This is a genomic window from Vibrio maerlii (assembly GCF_003415655.1).
In the GTDB taxonomy this organism is placed as follows: Bacteria; Pseudomonadota; Gammaproteobacteria; order Enterobacterales; family Vibrionaceae; genus Vibrio; species Vibrio maerlii.
Window position 1 is genome coordinate 172,295 of sequence record NZ_QRHC01000007.1, and the last position, 15,675, is coordinate 187,969.

The window sequence follows — 15,675 nt, forward strand, 5'->3', positions numbered from 1 at the left end:
AATTATCCCCCATGGAAAACTTAGGTGTAAAGCGTTTATACATGCTGATTAAATTAGAGCCCAAAACGAGTTACTGAGTGATAGGTCATTTCTATCGTCATGAAAATTTCAAGCAGTGTGTTTTTGTTACATTTATAACAGTAGGCAAGGGACTTACAACTAAAGTTAACAACCAAAGGAGTAACATTATGTTGACTAACCTATATTGTAAAATAAGCACTCTATTCACTTCTTTTAAAAATGATGAGCGCGGCGTGACTGCAATTGAGTATGCGATTATTGCTGTCGCAGTAGCCGCTATCGTCAGTCTTATGTTTACTGATGGTGGATCATTTGAAACAGCATTAAGTGGAGCGGTAACGAAAATTACTGGTTATATTAATGGTGCTAATGGAACCAACTAGCTGTAGCATCATAATCACAAAGTAGCAGAAATAAGGCTAATTGTAATAATTCAATGGTTATAGTTTTAATTGGGTATTTTTCTTTGTTATTTAGTGTTGTTTGCATGGATATAAAATTCCGTCAAATACCTAACTATTTAATCTACCTAATAGGAATTTTAGGTTTATTTGCTTGTGATTGCTTTTATTTTGAAAATAGCGCAATAGATATCATTAGTATATTTGGTGTCGGGTTTTTACTTTGGTATTTGAATGTTTGGGGTGCAGGCGATGCAAAACTGCTCACAGTGGTTTCCATCGCCATCGATCAACAATATCTACCGGGTATATTACTGCTTATCACGATGATTGGAGGAGTGACAGCGCTGCTGATTATTATCATTAATCGACTGTTTGGAAAACAGATTACTACCGTGCCCTACGGTGTCACCATCTCCATCGGCGGCATGGTAGGGACACTGGCCTCACTCTAGAGGAGACAAGGATGAATATAAGGATATTAGTACCGATTGCCCTGATTGCAGTGGGCGCGGGGTTGTATGGACTGTCTGGACAACTCATTCAAACGCCTCCTCCTTCCCCCACAGCTTCTTCTGGTGAACCGGTCACTCAGGCTGAACCGGCGGAAAACAGCGTTACAATTTGGGTAACCACTCAAGCGTTAACGCGAGGGCAAGCTATCGATGTGACGCAGTTTGAGCGTCAATCGGTCAGTGAAAAAGAATTTGAGCGCTTCGGCTTTGTAACCAAGCTAGAGCGCGGCATGGTGGTCAAGCAAACCGTTGCCCCGGGTACACGACTTACACCAAAGTTGGTGGCGACACCACAGGATGCTGGGTACGTAGAAGCGGTGATCCATCCTGATCGTGTTCCTTATGCGATAGAGGTGGAACCCAACGCGATCATTGGTGGCTTGATCGACCACGGCACCTTAGTTGATGTGATCGCTATTTCTTCAGCGTCGCAAAACTTGGCCGATGATGTGGTGATCACCAACTATCAATCCGTTTCTGTCTCGCCACTGTTTGCGGCGGTTAAGGTACTTAAGGTTGATAAACAAGAGACGTTGTTAGAGCAAGGTCGTTCGCAATTGAACGTGAACCTCATTCTCGAACTGACTCGCGGTCAGCTCGCAAAATTGTCCATCGCACGCAAGATCTCACTGATCGAGGTGCATAAATCATTTGGTGCCAATGTAGTACACGAACTACAGGCGAACTCGGGTGATGTCCTTCCAGATTATCGTGCGATTGTCGAATATCGCGCAGAAAAAATAGCAGTAAAATAATAACTAAGGAGCGCCGCATGGACGCACGAACAATAAAGATTTTGCTTTGTTCAATGCTCTTAATCTTCTCTAGCCAGGTTTTGGCTGCTCGTATCGTCAACTTAGCTGAAGGGGAAGCGAAAACGATTCGTACCTCACAAGATATTGGCTCTGTGTTTATCTCTAACCCCGATGTTGCTGACTACCAAGTGATCGAAGCCAATCGAGTGGTGTTCTTTGGTAAGCGCATCGGTAGTTCATCATTGATGGTGTTTGATAAAGATGGCAATACACTTCTCTCACGCAAGTTAGTGGTTAATCGCAGCTTGGTGCATATCCAACAACAGATCCAGGTTCGTTATCCCGATGTGGATGTCACCATCTATAACTTGGGTGACCAAGCGGTGCTGAGTGGTACGGTGGCGACTGAGCAGATACGTGAAGAAATCTATCGACTAGCAGGTGAGCTATTAGGCAAAGATGCAGAGATCACCGATGTATTCTGGGACTTGGATGAAAACCAGTACAACATGGATTTTATGCGCCGTTACCGATTTGAGGGCTTAGTCAATAATATCGAGGTGGTCACCACCAAGCAGGTCAACGTGAAGCTCACCATAGCTGAGGTGTCTCACTCCTTTATGGAAGAGTTTGGCATTCAGGTTGGCTCGGAGTCTGGTGGCGCTGGGGTGTTTATTGATCAGCTGACCGACTTTAGTGCCGATGACATCATTTCGGTGATCACAGCAATTGGAGACGACAACGTTGGTCAAGTACTTGCTGAGCCTAATCTTTCGGTGATTTCGGGTGAAACCGCGAGCTTTCTTGCCGGGGGAGAGATCCCTGTGGTGACGGTGATTGATGGTGGCACCAATGTGGAATACCGCGAATACGGTGTCCGCCTTGAACTGATGGCAAAGGTGTTAAGAGACGACAAGATCAAGCTGTCGATGATGCCAGAAGTCAGCTCTTTGGATAACCAATACAGCAACGAAAACTATGACTTACCTGCACTGAAAACACGTCGAGCAAGAACCACTGTGGAGTTGGGCGATGGGCAGAGTTTTGTGTTAGGTGGTCTGCTTAGTTCAGAAGACAGAGAAACCCTACGCCGTATTCCGTTCATTGGTGATATTCCAGTGCTAGGTGCCTTATTCCGCAATACAGGTAGTGAACGTACAAAAACCGAGTTAGTAATTGTTGCGACGGTTAATCTGGTTCAGCCATTTCAGCCTTCTCAAGTACAGCTTCCAATGATGGAGAAGACTCATACCTTAACTCGCTTCTTTGCCTTGGATTCAAATTATGACAAGGCATCGGCTAAGTGGGCAAATGAATTACTTGCAACCGGAGGCTTCAAACAATGAACAGAAGAATAATCGGTAGTTTGATGGTGTTGCTAATGATGAATGGTTGTGCCGAAACCATCTCTGAGCGTCATGGAACACAAATAGACGTTGTGCCTTGGGAGTATCGATTTGCTGTCGATATTGAGAACAGCTCGACAAGTGCGCAACAAAAAGCGTGGAATGAAATGGATGACTACGTACAGCGCAATTGGAACATTTTATCCAGTCAACAACTCCATTTTCATTGGCTAAGCAACGATGGCAAAACATTGGCAGACAAATACAAGAAACATCTTTTAAGTCAGGGTATTGCCAGTACCAATATTCATGTAAGTAAAGGCACTGAACAGCTAGAGGACTTTGACCTTTCGTTGTTGGTTACGCAGTACAAGGCTGTTACCCCTGTGTGTGAGTACGAGAAAATCGGCAATTATGGTGAGTTGCCCCTGGGTTGTTACTCTGAGGGAGCGCGTTGGAAATCAGTAGTTCATCCTGAGCGGGTGATGAAGAGCGTGAAGTAAGGGAAGCATATGATAGAACTTGCCGATATTTTAGGTAGTAAAGAGAAAAAGGCGACAACCACTCAGGGCGTTAACTCGGTTCTTTTTTACCAAACTAATCAATGCAAAGCATTAGTCAAAGAAGCCTATCAGTTTGAGGGTTATGCAACGCCATCCTTTTTGGTCAATATGGATAGTACCATCAAAGAGCATGTTCGTGACCAGAGCATCGAAATCGTGATGATAGAGCTCAATGAGAGTGAGGATGTGGTCAAAGATGCTGAGCGCATCAGTTCACTGCTTCCAAACGATGCCTCGGTGATTGTGATAGGGCGCGAGGATTCAATTTCGACCATACGCAACCTGAAAAAAATGGGTTTTTATTATCTTTTTTGGCCAATCAACAAGCAAGAGCTGATCGACTTTGTCTCTGGTGTTTATGATAACCGCAGCGGAAATAAAGGATTGGGTCAAAAGCGTAAAGCAAAGCAGATCTCATTAGTAGGCAGTAAAGGGGGCGTGGGTACCACCATGCTCTGCTCTGAGCTAGCACATTTTTTGACTAAGCAAAAACACTCGTCTTGTGTTGTGGTCGACAATGCGTATCAAGGCGGCAACCTCGATATCATGATGGGTATTGAGAAGTTCAAAAAGAAAGAGATCCGCTCAGGCGAGCTCGCCACATCCCTCGATACGACATCGGCACATAGCTTGTTATATCGCTGTGACGATCTACTTTCGGTGCTTTCTATAGACTCACCGGATTACGGTAGCTTTGATGTCAAAGATTACACTCAGGCGGTTGTCGAGTATGTGGGGGAAGATGCCAATTTTCTCATCGAAGATCTATCGGCTTCCTCAGCTAGTTTAGTGTTTACCGCTAGGGATATTGTCGACGTATCCGACGCTATCGTACTTATCATTACCCCGACGGTTTCCGCTGTGCGCGAAGCGGCATCGTTGCTCAAACGCATACGAGAGTTACAAAATAAGGAAGACTCTCAACGTATTCTTTTAGTCTTCAACAATGTATTACCAGAGAGTAATGCGACGATTACCAAAGAAGAGGCGGAAAAGTATTTGCTGCAACCCATAGATGTTGTGGTTCCGCATATCAAGAAACTCGACGCGAAGATTTTAACGGGCAAGCGTGCGACAGATGTTAGTGGTAAAGCGAAGCGTTCGATTCACGCTTTGGGTGAATTAATCTTGGGTGAAGAGCCTAAACACGGTTTCTTTCGGTTTGGCTCAAGGTAGGTTGTTATGAGTAGTGCAAAGACGGTCTACATCAAAATTCGCAAGATGATCTTTGATGCCTTGGATCCTGAAGTTATCAATAGTTTGGATTCAAATAAATTGGCAGAGCAGTTAGCTCAAGCCATTAATGTGATTGTTGATAATGAAGGGATAGCCGTTCCTTCAGTACTACGGAATGACTTTGTTAAGGCTTTGGTCGATGAGTTGCACGGTTTAGGACCCTTGCAGAGCTTGATGGATGATGAGTCGATTACCGATATCATGATCAATGGGCATGAGAGTGTCTATGTTGAGCGGCGCGGAATGGTAGAGCAGGCCGATGTTGATTTTGTTGATGAAGTTCAACTCATGGAGATTGCCAAGCGTATCGCTGGTCGAGTTGGCCGCCGTGTGGATGAATCTAAACCTATGTGTGACGCTCGTTTAGAAGATGGCAGCCGCGTCAATATTGTCATTCCCCCAGTCGCCATTGATGGCACCTCTATCTCAATTCGTAAGTTCAAAAAGCAAGCCATTGATTTAATGGAGCTTGTCGACTATGGCTCAATGAGTCAAGAGATGGCTCAATTGATGATGATTGCCTCGCGCTGTCGCTTAAACATCCTTATTTCTGGTGGTACGGGTTCAGGCAAAACCACCATGCTCAATGCGCTATCTCAATATATTTCCGAGAAAGAACGCATTGTTACGATTGAGGATGCGGCCGAGCTGCGCCTTCAGCAACCCCACGTCGTACGTCTAGAAACGCGGGTAGCCGGGATAGAAAATACCGGTGCCATTCATCAAAGGGACTTGGTGATTAACGCCCTTCGGATGCGTCCCGACCGTATCATCGTTGGTGAGTGTCGTGGTGGTGAAGCGTTCGAAATGCTGCAAGCAATGAACACCGGCCATGATGGTTCGATGTCGACCCTCCACGCCAACTCACCAAGAGATGCACTGGCTCGTGTTGAAGCGATGGTGATGATGGCAACCAATAACCTACCTCTTACCGCGATTCGGCGAACCATCGTCAGCGCAATCGACTTAGTTATTCAGATCAGCCGCTTACATGATGGTAGCCGTAAAGTGATGAGTATCTTCGAGGTAGTCGGGCTTGAAGGCGATAGCGTAGTCATGGAAGAGATATTTCGTTTTCAACCAGAGCACAGCAAAGAAAATGCGGACAAGGTAATGGGTAACTTCCTTACCGCAGGTTTGATGAAGCGCTCTGTTCTTGTAGAGAAGGCACGATATTTTGGGCTGGAAGATAAGCTTGAATCTTTGTTTAACAGGAGGTCATGATGATTTATATCGCTTTAGTGACAATTGGCCTCTGCTTACTGGTCACGGCCTGGATACAACGAAAGCCAAAACAGTCGTACTTACAAGAGTTTAGTCGCACAGTATTCGTTGACAATATGACCTCTAATGATCAGGCGGTGGACTTACGTTCTTTGACCGACCGAACCTTTGCTGAGCGGATGGTATTGCGTTGGCATAACCTACAAAAACAGATTGGCCGCCTCGCGGTGATAAAAGTATCACTGTTTATATTCGTGGTGGCGTTTATCGCGTTAGAGATTAATCAGAGCTTCTTTCGTGGTAACCCGATCTTTGTCGTCGTTATCCTCGAAGTGTTCGCTTTGATTTGGGGTTACCTTTGGCTGCAGCAACGTGAAATCAAGATGTTCGAGGAGACCTTTCCCGATGCACTCAATATGCTGGCCAGCGCGGTATCCGCAGGTGAGAGTATTATGCATGCCATCATGTATGTTGGTCGCTCTTTAGATGGCGATGTGGGCAATGAATTTAAGGTAATGGGGGAGCGATTGCAACTGGGTGAGACTCCCGATGAGGTATTTCGAAAATCTTGTGAGCGATTTCCTTATCCTTCATTTCAGTTCTTTGTGATTACCTTGCGAGCCAACATGCATCGCGGTGGACAATTAAAAGAGGTGATCAGCCGTTTAACGCGATTAATGTTTGATGCGAGAGCGGTGGAGAAAAAGAAATTTGCTTTAACGGCAGAGGCTCGCATTTCGGCCAAAATAGTTGCCTCTATTCCGTTTCTATTTCTGTTATTTATGCAGTACATGAGTCCAGATAATTACGAGTACGTCATGTTCCATCCTGATGGTCGCCCTATCTTGTATTACATGTTGACCAGTGAGGCGATTGGTATGTTGATTATCTGGATGCTAATGAGGAGGGTTCGTTAATGGATAATATGATGACCATGCTTTCTGAGCCTCGCACTCAATTGGTGATCTTTATCTGGCTCACGGTTGTCGGATTGTGCTGCTTACTTTATGTGTTTTATTTGCAGTTTACTCGTCACCATACGTTGAAGCTATTTGGTTTGAAGCACAAAAAAGAGCGTTCTCGTTTTAGTTATATCGAAAATATTAATGAGAAGTTGGGCTCGCTGGTGTCTGTGTCGACCAATGAGATTAACGACAAGTTTCACGAAGCAGGCATCTACGATTCGCGTCTTTCTAAGTTGTTGTTGCCGATTAAATACACCCTAATGATTGGCGGTTTGGCTGCGATAGTGAGTTGGGGGGTATACGTTGGGTGGAGCACTGAAATGCTTGGAGTGAGCGCCTGCATTTGGATTGCCGTCACCTTGATTGGCCCTGATGCCTATTTGGCGATAAGAAAAACAGCACTCCAGCGTCGGTTATCAGACCGCTTGCCTTATTTGCTCGACCTCATGGGGGTATGTGTGCAAACGGGTATGACCATCGAATCATCGATGGCCTACTTGGCCGATGAGATGTTGGGGTTTGATAAAGATATTGCGCACATGCTGAGAAAGACCATGAATCGTTCCCAGTTAGTCGGTTTAGAGAAGGCATTAGAAGAGCTGTATGAACGAGTACCGACACCAGAGGTACGCAGTTTTACGATGACGCTTAACCAAAGTTTGCAATACGGTTCTTCGATTTATGATGTGCTTACCACACTAGCGACAGACATACGTGAAGTACAGATGCTGGGGTTAGAAGAACAGATTGGTAAGTTGTCGGCAAAAATGTCGGTGCCTTTGATTCTATTTATCATGTTTCCGATTGTTATTTTGATTACGGCGCCAGGAATTATGAGGATGATGGCAGGTGGATAGACGGATATTGATACTCAGTGCGTTGTTGTTGGTTGGTTGCACCTCGAACGGGCCATCGGAGCTGGAGTTGGTATTAGATAAAACCAACTTTGAATCTCGTGAAAAAGTGTTGGCGGATTCGGGAGACACCTACAAGCTTATCGCGTTCTATAAGCAGGAAATAGTTCGAAACGATACAACGGATCTGCGAATCAAATTGGTTGAGTCCTATTTGGAAGCACAAGACATTGAATCTGCTCTGTTCTATCTGCAACAAATGGACAAAGTTGAGGGCTATCAAGAGCAAATCGCTTTTTTAAGCGCGAAAGCCTATTACTTGCAGGGGGAAGTGGATCTAGCCGAGAAATATGCACTAGATGCTCTAGCACTTCAGTGGGTGTTTCCAGAGGTCGAAAACCTACTTGGGCTAATTTATGCGGCTAAACAGCAATACCCACTCGCTAGGCAGTATTTCAATATGGCACGCGGGCATCACTATAACGATATCGTGATTAAGAACAACTTAGCGGTTGTGGATCTGCTGGAGCAAAATTACCAACAAGCCATTTTTCGACTCGAAGCTCTATTTAACAATGGCTTAGCAGACAATCAAGTGAGAGCGAATTTGGCTTTGGCCTACGCCAAGTTAGATCAGTTTGAACAGGTACATCATGTGTTAGTTGGAGAGTATTCAACGGCGGAGATTCAACAAATTTATTTGGCACTGCGCAGCACTAAAGTGGCGGAGCAAGCCAAGTTATAGTTCCAAATGGAATAAGGATATTCGATGAAATACAGCGTGTTGAAGCAGAAAGGAGTGGCCAGCATTGAGTTTGCAATTGGCTTTTTTGCCTTTTGGTTAATGCTGATCGCGTGGGTGGAAGTGAGTTACATGTCATACATCACTTCTATTAGTGATTATGCGATTTCAGAGGCAGCTCGTCAGGCGAAGAAAGATACCCAGTCTTATCAGCAAGTCTTTCATCAAGTACTAAGCAATAGTGATAGTTTGTGGGCGGGTTTAGTCGATAAAAACAATTTCTCAGCGTCGATAAAATATGTTTCCGATATCGCCGAATTAAGCCAAGTAACCGAACCCTGCTTGCCTAAGGGCGGAGAAGCGCTCACAACATGCGGAACGGAAGCTAACAGTGCGATTGCCATTTACTACATAAATTATGACTACGAGGGATTGTTCTCTTACTTTTTTGATGGTTCGACACTTTTTTCTCGCGAAGTGATTATGGTGCAAGAGTATGAACGTGATCAATTTGAAATCTAAACAGCGTGGTGTATTTAGCATTGAGTTTGCCTTAGTCAGTGTCGTGTTGGGTATGTTGCTGCTGTTTACCATGGATGTAGTGGTCAAGTTATCCATGAAGGGCAAACTAGATCGCCTGTCATTTTCAGCGGTGAGCTTGGTAAAAGAACGCACCCAGCTATATGAATCAAACTACTCCATGGTTGAACCACAAGATGCAATTTTAGTATACAACACGGTGAAAAACTCTTTATCTCGCACAACGGGTAATTTTGATGAGAGTTCGTTTGGTATGCGGCTTGAGCATCAAACTTATACAGATAAAGTGGCAGACATTGACCTCCCAATGTTTAGTTTGGGAACCGGATGTGTCGTTAACCAGAGCCTCAGTAATATAGAGAATGGGTTGAGTGTGGTAACTACGTGGGGGCGTAAATCAACGCTTTATCGCGTCACGCTTTGCTATGAGACCGATGACATGGTTTCTGGAGTTTTAGGCAATGGCTTTACTACGGTTTCGTCTTCTTCCGTTATTTTGGGGAGGTAATTATGAATTATTCTTCGAAACGAAAGCAATCTGGGCATGCGGCAATATTATTTGTTCTTACTGTCCCTGTATTAATGGGCCTATTCAGTTTGGCAACCGATGGTGCTCGTATGATGCAGAATCAAGCTCGGATGGAAGACGCATTAGAGGCAGCCAGCCTTGCCGTTTCTGCATTGAACGACCCCAATGAAAGCAGTCAGGAAAATGCAAGTGTTTGTCAGGGCGCAGGGATAAAGGCAAGCACTGGTAGTGTGGTAAACCGTAATCTAGTCTGTTCCTATCTAAATGAATACATGGTTGGCATGGATTCTATCGATGAGGTGAACATTACTAAGATAGCCTGCGATGGTGAGGGTGCATGCACCGGTGATGACCTAGGACACCGTTACTTTGAATATCAGGTGAATGCCACCACAAAACATTCAACCTGGTTCTCATCTACGCTTTCCAACGATTCGAATGAATACACCGTCTATGCCGATGCCATGTCGCAAAAGTTCCAGAATCACGCTGTGGATGTGGTATTTGTGTCGGACTATTCGGGGTCAATGGATGATAGTTGGACGGGGACGGGCAAAAAATATAAAGCACTTGCTGGTGTAATAAAGAGTGTCACCGAAGAACTAGACAAATATAACAGCTTCCAAAATGTCGATAAAAATACAGCAGGGTATGTCGGATATAATAGACGCACAGCTGTAAAAGAAAAAGACAAAGATATATATTTAGTGGAAGAATGCGATCTTTGGTTTTGGGGTTTTTGTTGGCGTAGTTCAACCAAAGAGGTAGAAGTTGATACAGGGGAGCCAAGTAGCGGAGAGTTCCAACGAAGGGAAGTAACGTTGCAAATCTATGACCACGTACTTAATAGTGAAAGTAATCTATATTCAGGAAGTACGATAACTCACTTGTTTGACCTGACAGAACAGACGCTGACTAAAAGAGTGACTGTGAGTTTTGATAAAGATGGAAACTATATAGAGGGAGAGAGTGTATATTACCCAGACTATAATTCTGATAAGGATTATTTTTACTATAGTATCCCATTGACTACCAATTTTGATGTTTTAAATACCCAGATTGAGAGTTTCTTCCCTAAAGGTGGGACAAGTTCTTATCAAGGGCTTATTCGAGGTGCTCAGATAGCAGAGGCAGGAAAAAACCCGCGTCGACTAATCATATTGCTATCGGATGGTATGGATAATTACACCGGCAATACAACAAACTTAGTGAGTGCAAACCCAGGTATGTGCACCAAGATTCGATCTACTCTAGACGCACAAGTAACGGATGATGGCGTCCCTGTGTCATCAAAAATCGCCGTGATTGGCTTTGATTATGATGTTGATAGTAATACGGCCCTGCAGAACTGTGCTGGGCAAGGGAACGTGTATGAAGCTCAAAATACCCAAGATATATTAAACATTATTCTTGAATTAATCGTTGAAGAGATAGGGCACTTAAAATAGCAAGGAGTAGCTATGAATAAAATTATAAAAAATGCATTGGTTAATTGTTTGCCACTGTTGGCTTCTGTTCCAACCCTTGCACAGGAATCTGAGAGTTACTTGACCCACTATTGCTCTCTTGATGACGTGAACTTACAACAATCTGTGCAGGTTGGAGAGATAAAAAGCCTCAATTTCAACCAAGGAGCTTTCTATGTAATAGAGTCTGACAGCGAGTATCTACCTAGTTTGCAAAATATTGAAGATGCGCTAAACCAATTAGGACTCAGTGACAACTGCAAAGAATTCTTGCTCATGGGCTCGAAATTTGAATCCTACGATAAAGGAGATATTGCTGCTCGGGTTTACTTTGAGTTCGACAAATCTCGTTTAACCAAAGAAAGCACATATATTCTCAATACCTTACGCACACAAATCAAAAATGCGTCAAACCCTGCGCTTATTTTGGAAGGTCATACCGATAACATAGGCACAAACGAATACAACTTCAGTTTAGGATTTCGCCGTGCAAGCAGCGTACAAAAATACTTAGTGGCTAATGGCGTGAAACCATCAACCTTGGAGTCGGTTTCTAAGGGAGAAACTCAACCCATCGCGAATAACGATACTAGCCAAGGTAGAAAAAGTAACCGCAGGGTTGACTTGATTGTGGATTAAGCAACAGAAGAAATTATGTGTGAGCATAGAGATGTTTCATATCTTAGCTTAATAATGAATTAATTTAATAAAGCCAGCAGAAACAACTGTTGGCTTTTTTTGTATGTCTGTGAAAATTGTTTATTTTGACTCATTTCGTTATTTGTAATGTTCATCTTTTACAAAAACAGTCATGTAATAATCTTGCTGGTTAATTTTTATTTTTGTTCCGTTTTTGTTTAATCAACCCCCAGGTGGGGGATGATTAAATATATCTTTTCCCTAAACTTAATTATGTAGAGCGCATAGAGAAATATTACTGCTTTTGCGTTACTTGTTGGAATTAAGTATTAGCCACGGGAAGGTAGAAATGAAAGCAAATAAAATAGCAGTAGCCCTTGGTTTGGTTGGAACTATAGGGTTATACGGGTGTGGTGACAGTGGTGGGGGCTCATCAGGCTCTGTAGTAGATGATGGCGCAGCACAAACCTATACGGTGAAAGCGATCGATGGCTATCTGCAAAACGCGAAGGTTTGGTTAGATATAAACCGTAACTTTTTGCTTGATGATGGCGAACCTACCACGACTTCTGGGGAAGGTGGCGTTGCCAAGCTGGATGTTAGCGGTATTGCCGAACCAGAACAGTATCCAGTTGTGGTTCAGGCTATTGCCGGACAAACCGTTGACGAAGATGAGCCAGATGCACCCATCACTTCGGGCTTCATGATGTCAGCACCGGCAGGTGAAGACGCAGTAACTCCACTTTCTACGTTAGTGCATATCTATCTCGAAGATAAGGTCAAAGACATGGACATGACTGCTCCGGATCTTACTCAACTGGAGGAGATGAAGGAGCAAGCTGTTCAGCAAGTGGCGGGTGAATTAGGTATTGATGAATCTGAGGTTCTTGGTGACTTTAACGAACTTGATGACCCTGAAGCAGTTGAAGAGATTGCATACATCACTAAAAGTATTGTGACGTCCAATGCGGTGTTACCAGAAACACCACAGGAAATGGCAGACACCGTTGAAGAAGTGAAGGAAGCGGATGGAGACACAGTTTCAGACTTTGAGAAAAATGCTCAAGTAATCAACGATGTAATCAAAGATACCGTTGAAGAGGTTTCCGATAGTGGTGGAGATCTAGCTGTAACTGACCCCATTTCTTCAGTCGATACATCGTCTGATAACGATGGTGATGGTGTGCCCAACGCGATCGATAAGTTCCCAGATGACCCTAGTGAATATCAAGACTCTGATCACGATGGCATTGGTAACAAGGTAGACACTGATGACGACAACGACGGCATTAATGATACGACAGATCAATATCCAACAGATTCAACCAGAGCGGGTGATTTTGATCATGATGGTATCGATCTTCTCGACGACCTATATCCAAATGATACAGATAACGATGGCTACAATAATGACGATGATATTTTCGACAATGATCCGACAGAGTGGGCTGATGATGATGGAGATGGTTTAGGAGATAACAAGGTTGATCCTTACCCAAATGATACAGATAACGATGGCCACAATAATGACGATGACCTTTTCGACAATGATCCGACGGAGTGGGCTGATAATGACAATGATGGTTTAGGTGATAATTCTGATACCGATGATGATAACGATGGTTTCTTAGATACCGAAGATGCTTTCCCAAATGATCCAGATGAATACTTGGACTCAGATGGGGACGGAACAGGCAACAATTCAGATAATGACGATGATGGTGACGGCACTCTTGATGGGGATGATCAATTCCCGCTAGATCCTACAGAGAGCCAAGACAGCGACGGTGATGGTGTAGGGGATAATTCAGATGCCTTCCCACATGATGGGACTGAATCAGTCGATACAGACAGTGACGGTAAAGGTGATAACAGCGATAACTGTCCAACAGTGTCAAACAATGATCAACAAGATTCAGATGGTGACGGTATCGGTGATGTATGTGACACAAACACAGAATTAAATTGGGACAACGCGAACTGGGATGAAGCAACGTGGCAGTAATTGCTAGGCTTAAATAAGGAAATTATTATGAAAACTACAAACAAACTTCTATTGGCAGCAGCGATTAGCAATGTACTGGCGTTAAATGCAATGGCTGCTGAGCTTCATGAATTTAAGTCTGGAGATCCAGCGCTTGCGAGTGAGGTGAACAGTAACTTTTCAATTCTAGATACGGAACGTGAAAATCTGAAAGCAGAGCTCCTAGATGACATCATAGATCTAGAAACAAGTGTTGCTACCATGGAGACAAACTTAGGTTCATTAACTGATCGTGTTTCGACTCTAGATCCCTCTGGTTCTGGTGGGGATGGTGGCGGTACAACGCCTCCAGATTACGATATTGCAATAGATTGCAATGCTGAACCATCGGCTTTAGCTGATTCGTTGTACTCGATAGGAACAACTCAACAACGCGTTAACTACACACTCACCGGGACTTGTGACGCTGGTGTAATTCAACGAGGTTACGTTCGTATTGAAGGTGGAGCTATCGCTGCAAACACCGACCTTAGTGATTCTGACGGTGAGTCCCTGCAGATTGGGAGACAATCGAATGTACGTCTTGTTGATGTTTCTTTAGAGAGTAATCTCCTTGTAGAAGGTAATTCTAACCTGCGTTTAGAAAATGTTACGCTTCCTGCGCTTGGTCCTATTGGCTCCGGTGATGATGCAAGGGATAGAGAGAACATAACGCTCAATGCCTCTACACTATACATAAAGAAAGGTAGTGTTGATAACTTAGCTTTGTATGCTAAAAATAATTCTAATGCTCTGATTGGGAGTAAAGTCACGAGCAGTGGCGGTTCTTACGTCTTTGCACAAAACAACTCGGTGATTGAAATTGATAACAATGACCTTTGGTTTGGATTCATTTTATCAAATAATAATTCGTATATTTACGGTCAAACGTTGGATGCAGATGCGATTTATTCTGAATATAACTCAATGATCTCAACTAATAACTTGTACGTGAGTGGCGGGGATAATGAACTGGAAATAATACACCAGTCGCTAGTGGAGGTTATGGGTGGTATCAATGCTACTGAAAGTGACAGTGCTTTAAATATCGAAATCAAAGATGGTAGTAGTCTTTTAGTTTATGGAGACGTAACTGCCGGAACGATGGCGTGTAGTTTTGGCTCTCGTTATGACATTGATGGGAACTTAAATCTTCACAGAAGTTTTGATTTTGAACCTTATCCAAGTGTTGATATGTATGATGGTTGCAATGGTAAAGTAGATGGTACTTATCCTGATGAGAGTATGATTCATCTAGGTGTACTGTCGGCATTTAATGGCCAAGCGGAGTTCTATCAGGAAAACCCAGCAGAAAATCCTGACCCTGTAATGTGATAGATGAATAAGCCCTCTAAAGGCGATATGGGCTGTCCATATCGCCTTTTTATTCGTTGGATGCCAATTGGTTTGCAAAGGAGTGAGTGATGATCGTTGTAAAAATCTACGCTACGGGATGTAAAAGCTGTTCATTGACTGCTGAGTTGGTAGCGCTTGTGGCAGATGAACTGAGGGTTGATATTGAGATCCAAACAATCACCGATCTTCGAGCAATAATAAACGCAGGTATTATTAACACGCCGTGCTTAATGATTGATGACATTGTCTTAAAATCTGGTGCTGTACCTTCCGTGCAATTGATTCGAGAACACTTGAGCATGTATGTGCCGATACACTAACTAAAGTATCGGTCAACTTTAGGCGATTTAACTTTCTTCTGATTTATACGACGAAGCTTCGTTAAGACTTTAGACAACCATCGGCTATCACGACACCACGCTTAAAGATTTATAAAAGACTTATAAGAGTCACCTAAATGATCATGACTTCGTCCTGGTTTAAGGTCGCGTGGTAGTCGT

General features: G+C 43.6%; 17 protein-coding genes. All 17 read left to right on the forward strand.

The features are described from left to right. Positions 1–188 precede the first annotated feature (188 nt). The 17 genes from DPF91_RS13825 (at position 189) to DPF91_RS13905 (ending at position 15,495) form a co-directional block, all read left to right on the forward strand. Positions 189–404: a Flp family type IVb pilin gene (locus DPF91_RS13825; protein ID WP_117235016.1), complete on the forward strand. Its 216-nt coding sequence runs from the start codon at positions 189–191 to the stop codon at positions 402–404. A 53-nt stretch (positions 405–457) separates the two neighbouring features. Next, entirely contained in the window at positions 458–877 is a 420-nt protein-coding gene (locus tag DPF91_RS13830; protein ID WP_117235017.1) for an A24 family peptidase, read from the forward strand. Positions 878–888: 11 nt separating this feature from the next. Continuing rightward, the gene (cpaB, locus tag DPF91_RS13835) at positions 889–1,692 is read left to right on the forward strand and encodes a Flp pilus assembly protein CpaB (RefSeq protein ID WP_117235018.1); all 804 of its coding nucleotides are present in this window, start codon (positions 889–891) and stop codon (positions 1,690–1,692) included. Between the two features lie 17 nt (positions 1,693–1,709). Then, entirely contained in the window at positions 1,710–3,038 is a 1,329-nt protein-coding gene (locus tag DPF91_RS13840) for a type II and III secretion system protein family protein (RefSeq protein ID WP_117235019.1), read from the forward strand. Then, on the forward strand, positions 3,035–3,541 hold the full coding sequence (locus DPF91_RS13845; RefSeq protein ID WP_117235020.1) for a hypothetical protein: 507 nt from the start codon (positions 3,035–3,037) through the stop codon (positions 3,539–3,541). The genes DPF91_RS13840 and DPF91_RS13845 overlap by 4 nt, the downstream gene beginning before the upstream one ends. Before the next feature lie 9 nt (positions 3,542–3,550). Further along, entirely contained in the window at positions 3,551–4,777 is a 1,227-nt protein-coding gene (locus DPF91_RS13850; RefSeq protein ID WP_117235021.1) for a CpaE/TadZ family protein, read from the forward strand. A gap of 6 nt (positions 4,778–4,783) precedes the next feature. Further along, the gene (locus DPF91_RS13855) at positions 4,784–6,061 is read left to right on the forward strand and encodes a TadA family conjugal transfer-associated ATPase (RefSeq protein ID WP_117235022.1); all 1,278 of its coding nucleotides are present in this window, start codon (positions 4,784–4,786) and stop codon (positions 6,059–6,061) included. After that, positions 6,061–6,978: a type II secretion system F family protein gene (locus tag DPF91_RS13860; protein ID WP_117235023.1), complete on the forward strand. Its 918-nt coding sequence runs from the start codon at positions 6,061–6,063 to the stop codon at positions 6,976–6,978. The genes DPF91_RS13855 and DPF91_RS13860 overlap by 1 nt, the downstream gene beginning before the upstream one ends. Then, positions 6,978–7,883: a type II secretion system F family protein gene (locus tag DPF91_RS13865; protein WP_241033826.1), complete on the forward strand. Its 906-nt coding sequence runs from the start codon at positions 6,978–6,980 to the stop codon at positions 7,881–7,883. Before DPF91_RS13860 ends, DPF91_RS13865 begins: the two co-directional genes overlap by 1 nt. Then, complete coding sequence (locus tag DPF91_RS13870) at positions 7,876–8,625, forward strand: tetratricopeptide repeat protein (protein WP_123766765.1); 750 nt, start codon at positions 7,876–7,878, stop codon at positions 8,623–8,625. The genes DPF91_RS13865 and DPF91_RS13870 overlap by 8 nt, the downstream gene beginning before the upstream one ends. A gap of 24 nt (positions 8,626–8,649) precedes the next feature. Next, on the forward strand, positions 8,650–9,144 hold the full coding sequence (locus DPF91_RS13875; protein ID WP_117235025.1) for a TadE family protein: 495 nt from the start codon (positions 8,650–8,652) through the stop codon (positions 9,142–9,144). Further along, positions 9,119–9,670, forward strand: a complete 552-nt coding sequence (gene tadF / locus DPF91_RS13880) for a tight adherence pilus pseudopilin TadF (RefSeq protein WP_117235026.1) — start codon at positions 9,119–9,121, stop codon at positions 9,668–9,670. Before DPF91_RS13875 ends, tadF begins: the two co-directional genes overlap by 26 nt. A 2-nt stretch (positions 9,671–9,672) precedes the next feature. Next, positions 9,673–11,139, forward strand: coding sequence for a vWA domain-containing protein (locus DPF91_RS13885; protein ID WP_117235027.1), 1,467 nt, complete (start codon positions 9,673–9,675; stop codon positions 11,137–11,139). A 12-nt stretch (positions 11,140–11,151) separates the two neighbouring features. Continuing rightward, positions 11,152–11,796, forward strand: a complete 645-nt coding sequence (locus tag DPF91_RS13890; RefSeq protein ID WP_117235028.1) for an OmpA family protein — start codon at positions 11,152–11,154, stop codon at positions 11,794–11,796. A 349-nt stretch (positions 11,797–12,145) separates the two neighbouring features. Continuing rightward, a complete protein-coding gene (locus DPF91_RS13895) occupies positions 12,146–13,801 on the forward strand; it encodes a hypothetical protein (protein WP_117235029.1) in 1,656 nt (551 codons plus the stop codon). A gap of 27 nt (positions 13,802–13,828) precedes the next feature. Then, entirely contained in the window at positions 13,829–15,154 is a 1,326-nt protein-coding gene (locus DPF91_RS13900) for a hypothetical protein (protein WP_117235030.1), read from the forward strand. Positions 15,155–15,243: 89 nt separating this feature from the next. Beyond that, positions 15,244–15,495, forward strand: a complete 252-nt coding sequence (locus DPF91_RS13905) for a thioredoxin family protein (RefSeq protein ID WP_117235031.1) — start codon at positions 15,244–15,246, stop codon at positions 15,493–15,495. Positions 15,496–15,675 lie beyond the last annotated feature (180 nt).

Bases quoted from the DNA above. Each gene is read 5' to 3' on its own strand.
- DPF91_RS13825 (WP_117235016.1), top strand. From the start codon at position 189: ATGTTGACTAACCTATATTGTAAAATAAGCACTCTATTCACTTCTTTT.
- DPF91_RS13830 (WP_117235017.1), top strand. From the start codon at position 458: ATGGTTATAGTTTTAATTGGGTATTTTTCTTTGTTATTTAGTGTTGTT.
- cpaB (WP_117235018.1), top strand. From the start codon at position 889: ATGAATATAAGGATATTAGTACCGATTGCCCTGATTGCAGTGGGCGCG.
- DPF91_RS13840 (WP_117235019.1), top strand. From the start codon at position 1,710: ATGGACGCACGAACAATAAAGATTTTGCTTTGTTCAATGCTCTTAATC.
- DPF91_RS13845 (WP_117235020.1), top strand. From the start codon at position 3,035: ATGAACAGAAGAATAATCGGTAGTTTGATGGTGTTGCTAATGATGAAT.
- DPF91_RS13850 (WP_117235021.1), top strand. From the start codon at position 3,551: ATGATAGAACTTGCCGATATTTTAGGTAGTAAAGAGAAAAAGGCGACA.
- DPF91_RS13855 (WP_117235022.1), top strand. From the start codon at position 4,784: ATGAGTAGTGCAAAGACGGTCTACATCAAAATTCGCAAGATGATCTTT.
- DPF91_RS13860 (WP_117235023.1), top strand. From the start codon at position 6,061: ATGATTTATATCGCTTTAGTGACAATTGGCCTCTGCTTACTGGTCACG.
- DPF91_RS13865 (WP_241033826.1), top strand. From the start codon at position 6,978: ATGGATAATATGATGACCATGCTTTCTGAGCCTCGCACTCAATTGGTG.
- DPF91_RS13875 (WP_117235025.1), top strand. From the start codon at position 8,650: ATGAAATACAGCGTGTTGAAGCAGAAAGGAGTGGCCAGCATTGAGTTT.
- tadF (WP_117235026.1), top strand. From the start codon at position 9,119: ATGAACGTGATCAATTTGAAATCTAAACAGCGTGGTGTATTTAGCATT.
- DPF91_RS13885 (WP_117235027.1), top strand. From the start codon at position 9,673: ATGAATTATTCTTCGAAACGAAAGCAATCTGGGCATGCGGCAATATTA.
- DPF91_RS13890 (WP_117235028.1), top strand. From the start codon at position 11,152: ATGAATAAAATTATAAAAAATGCATTGGTTAATTGTTTGCCACTGTTG.
- DPF91_RS13895 (WP_117235029.1), top strand. From the start codon at position 12,146: ATGAAAGCAAATAAAATAGCAGTAGCCCTTGGTTTGGTTGGAACTATA.
- DPF91_RS13900 (WP_117235030.1), top strand. From the start codon at position 13,829: ATGAAAACTACAAACAAACTTCTATTGGCAGCAGCGATTAGCAATGTA.
- DPF91_RS13905 (WP_117235031.1), top strand. From the start codon at position 15,244: ATGATCGTTGTAAAAATCTACGCTACGGGATGTAAAAGCTGTTCATTG.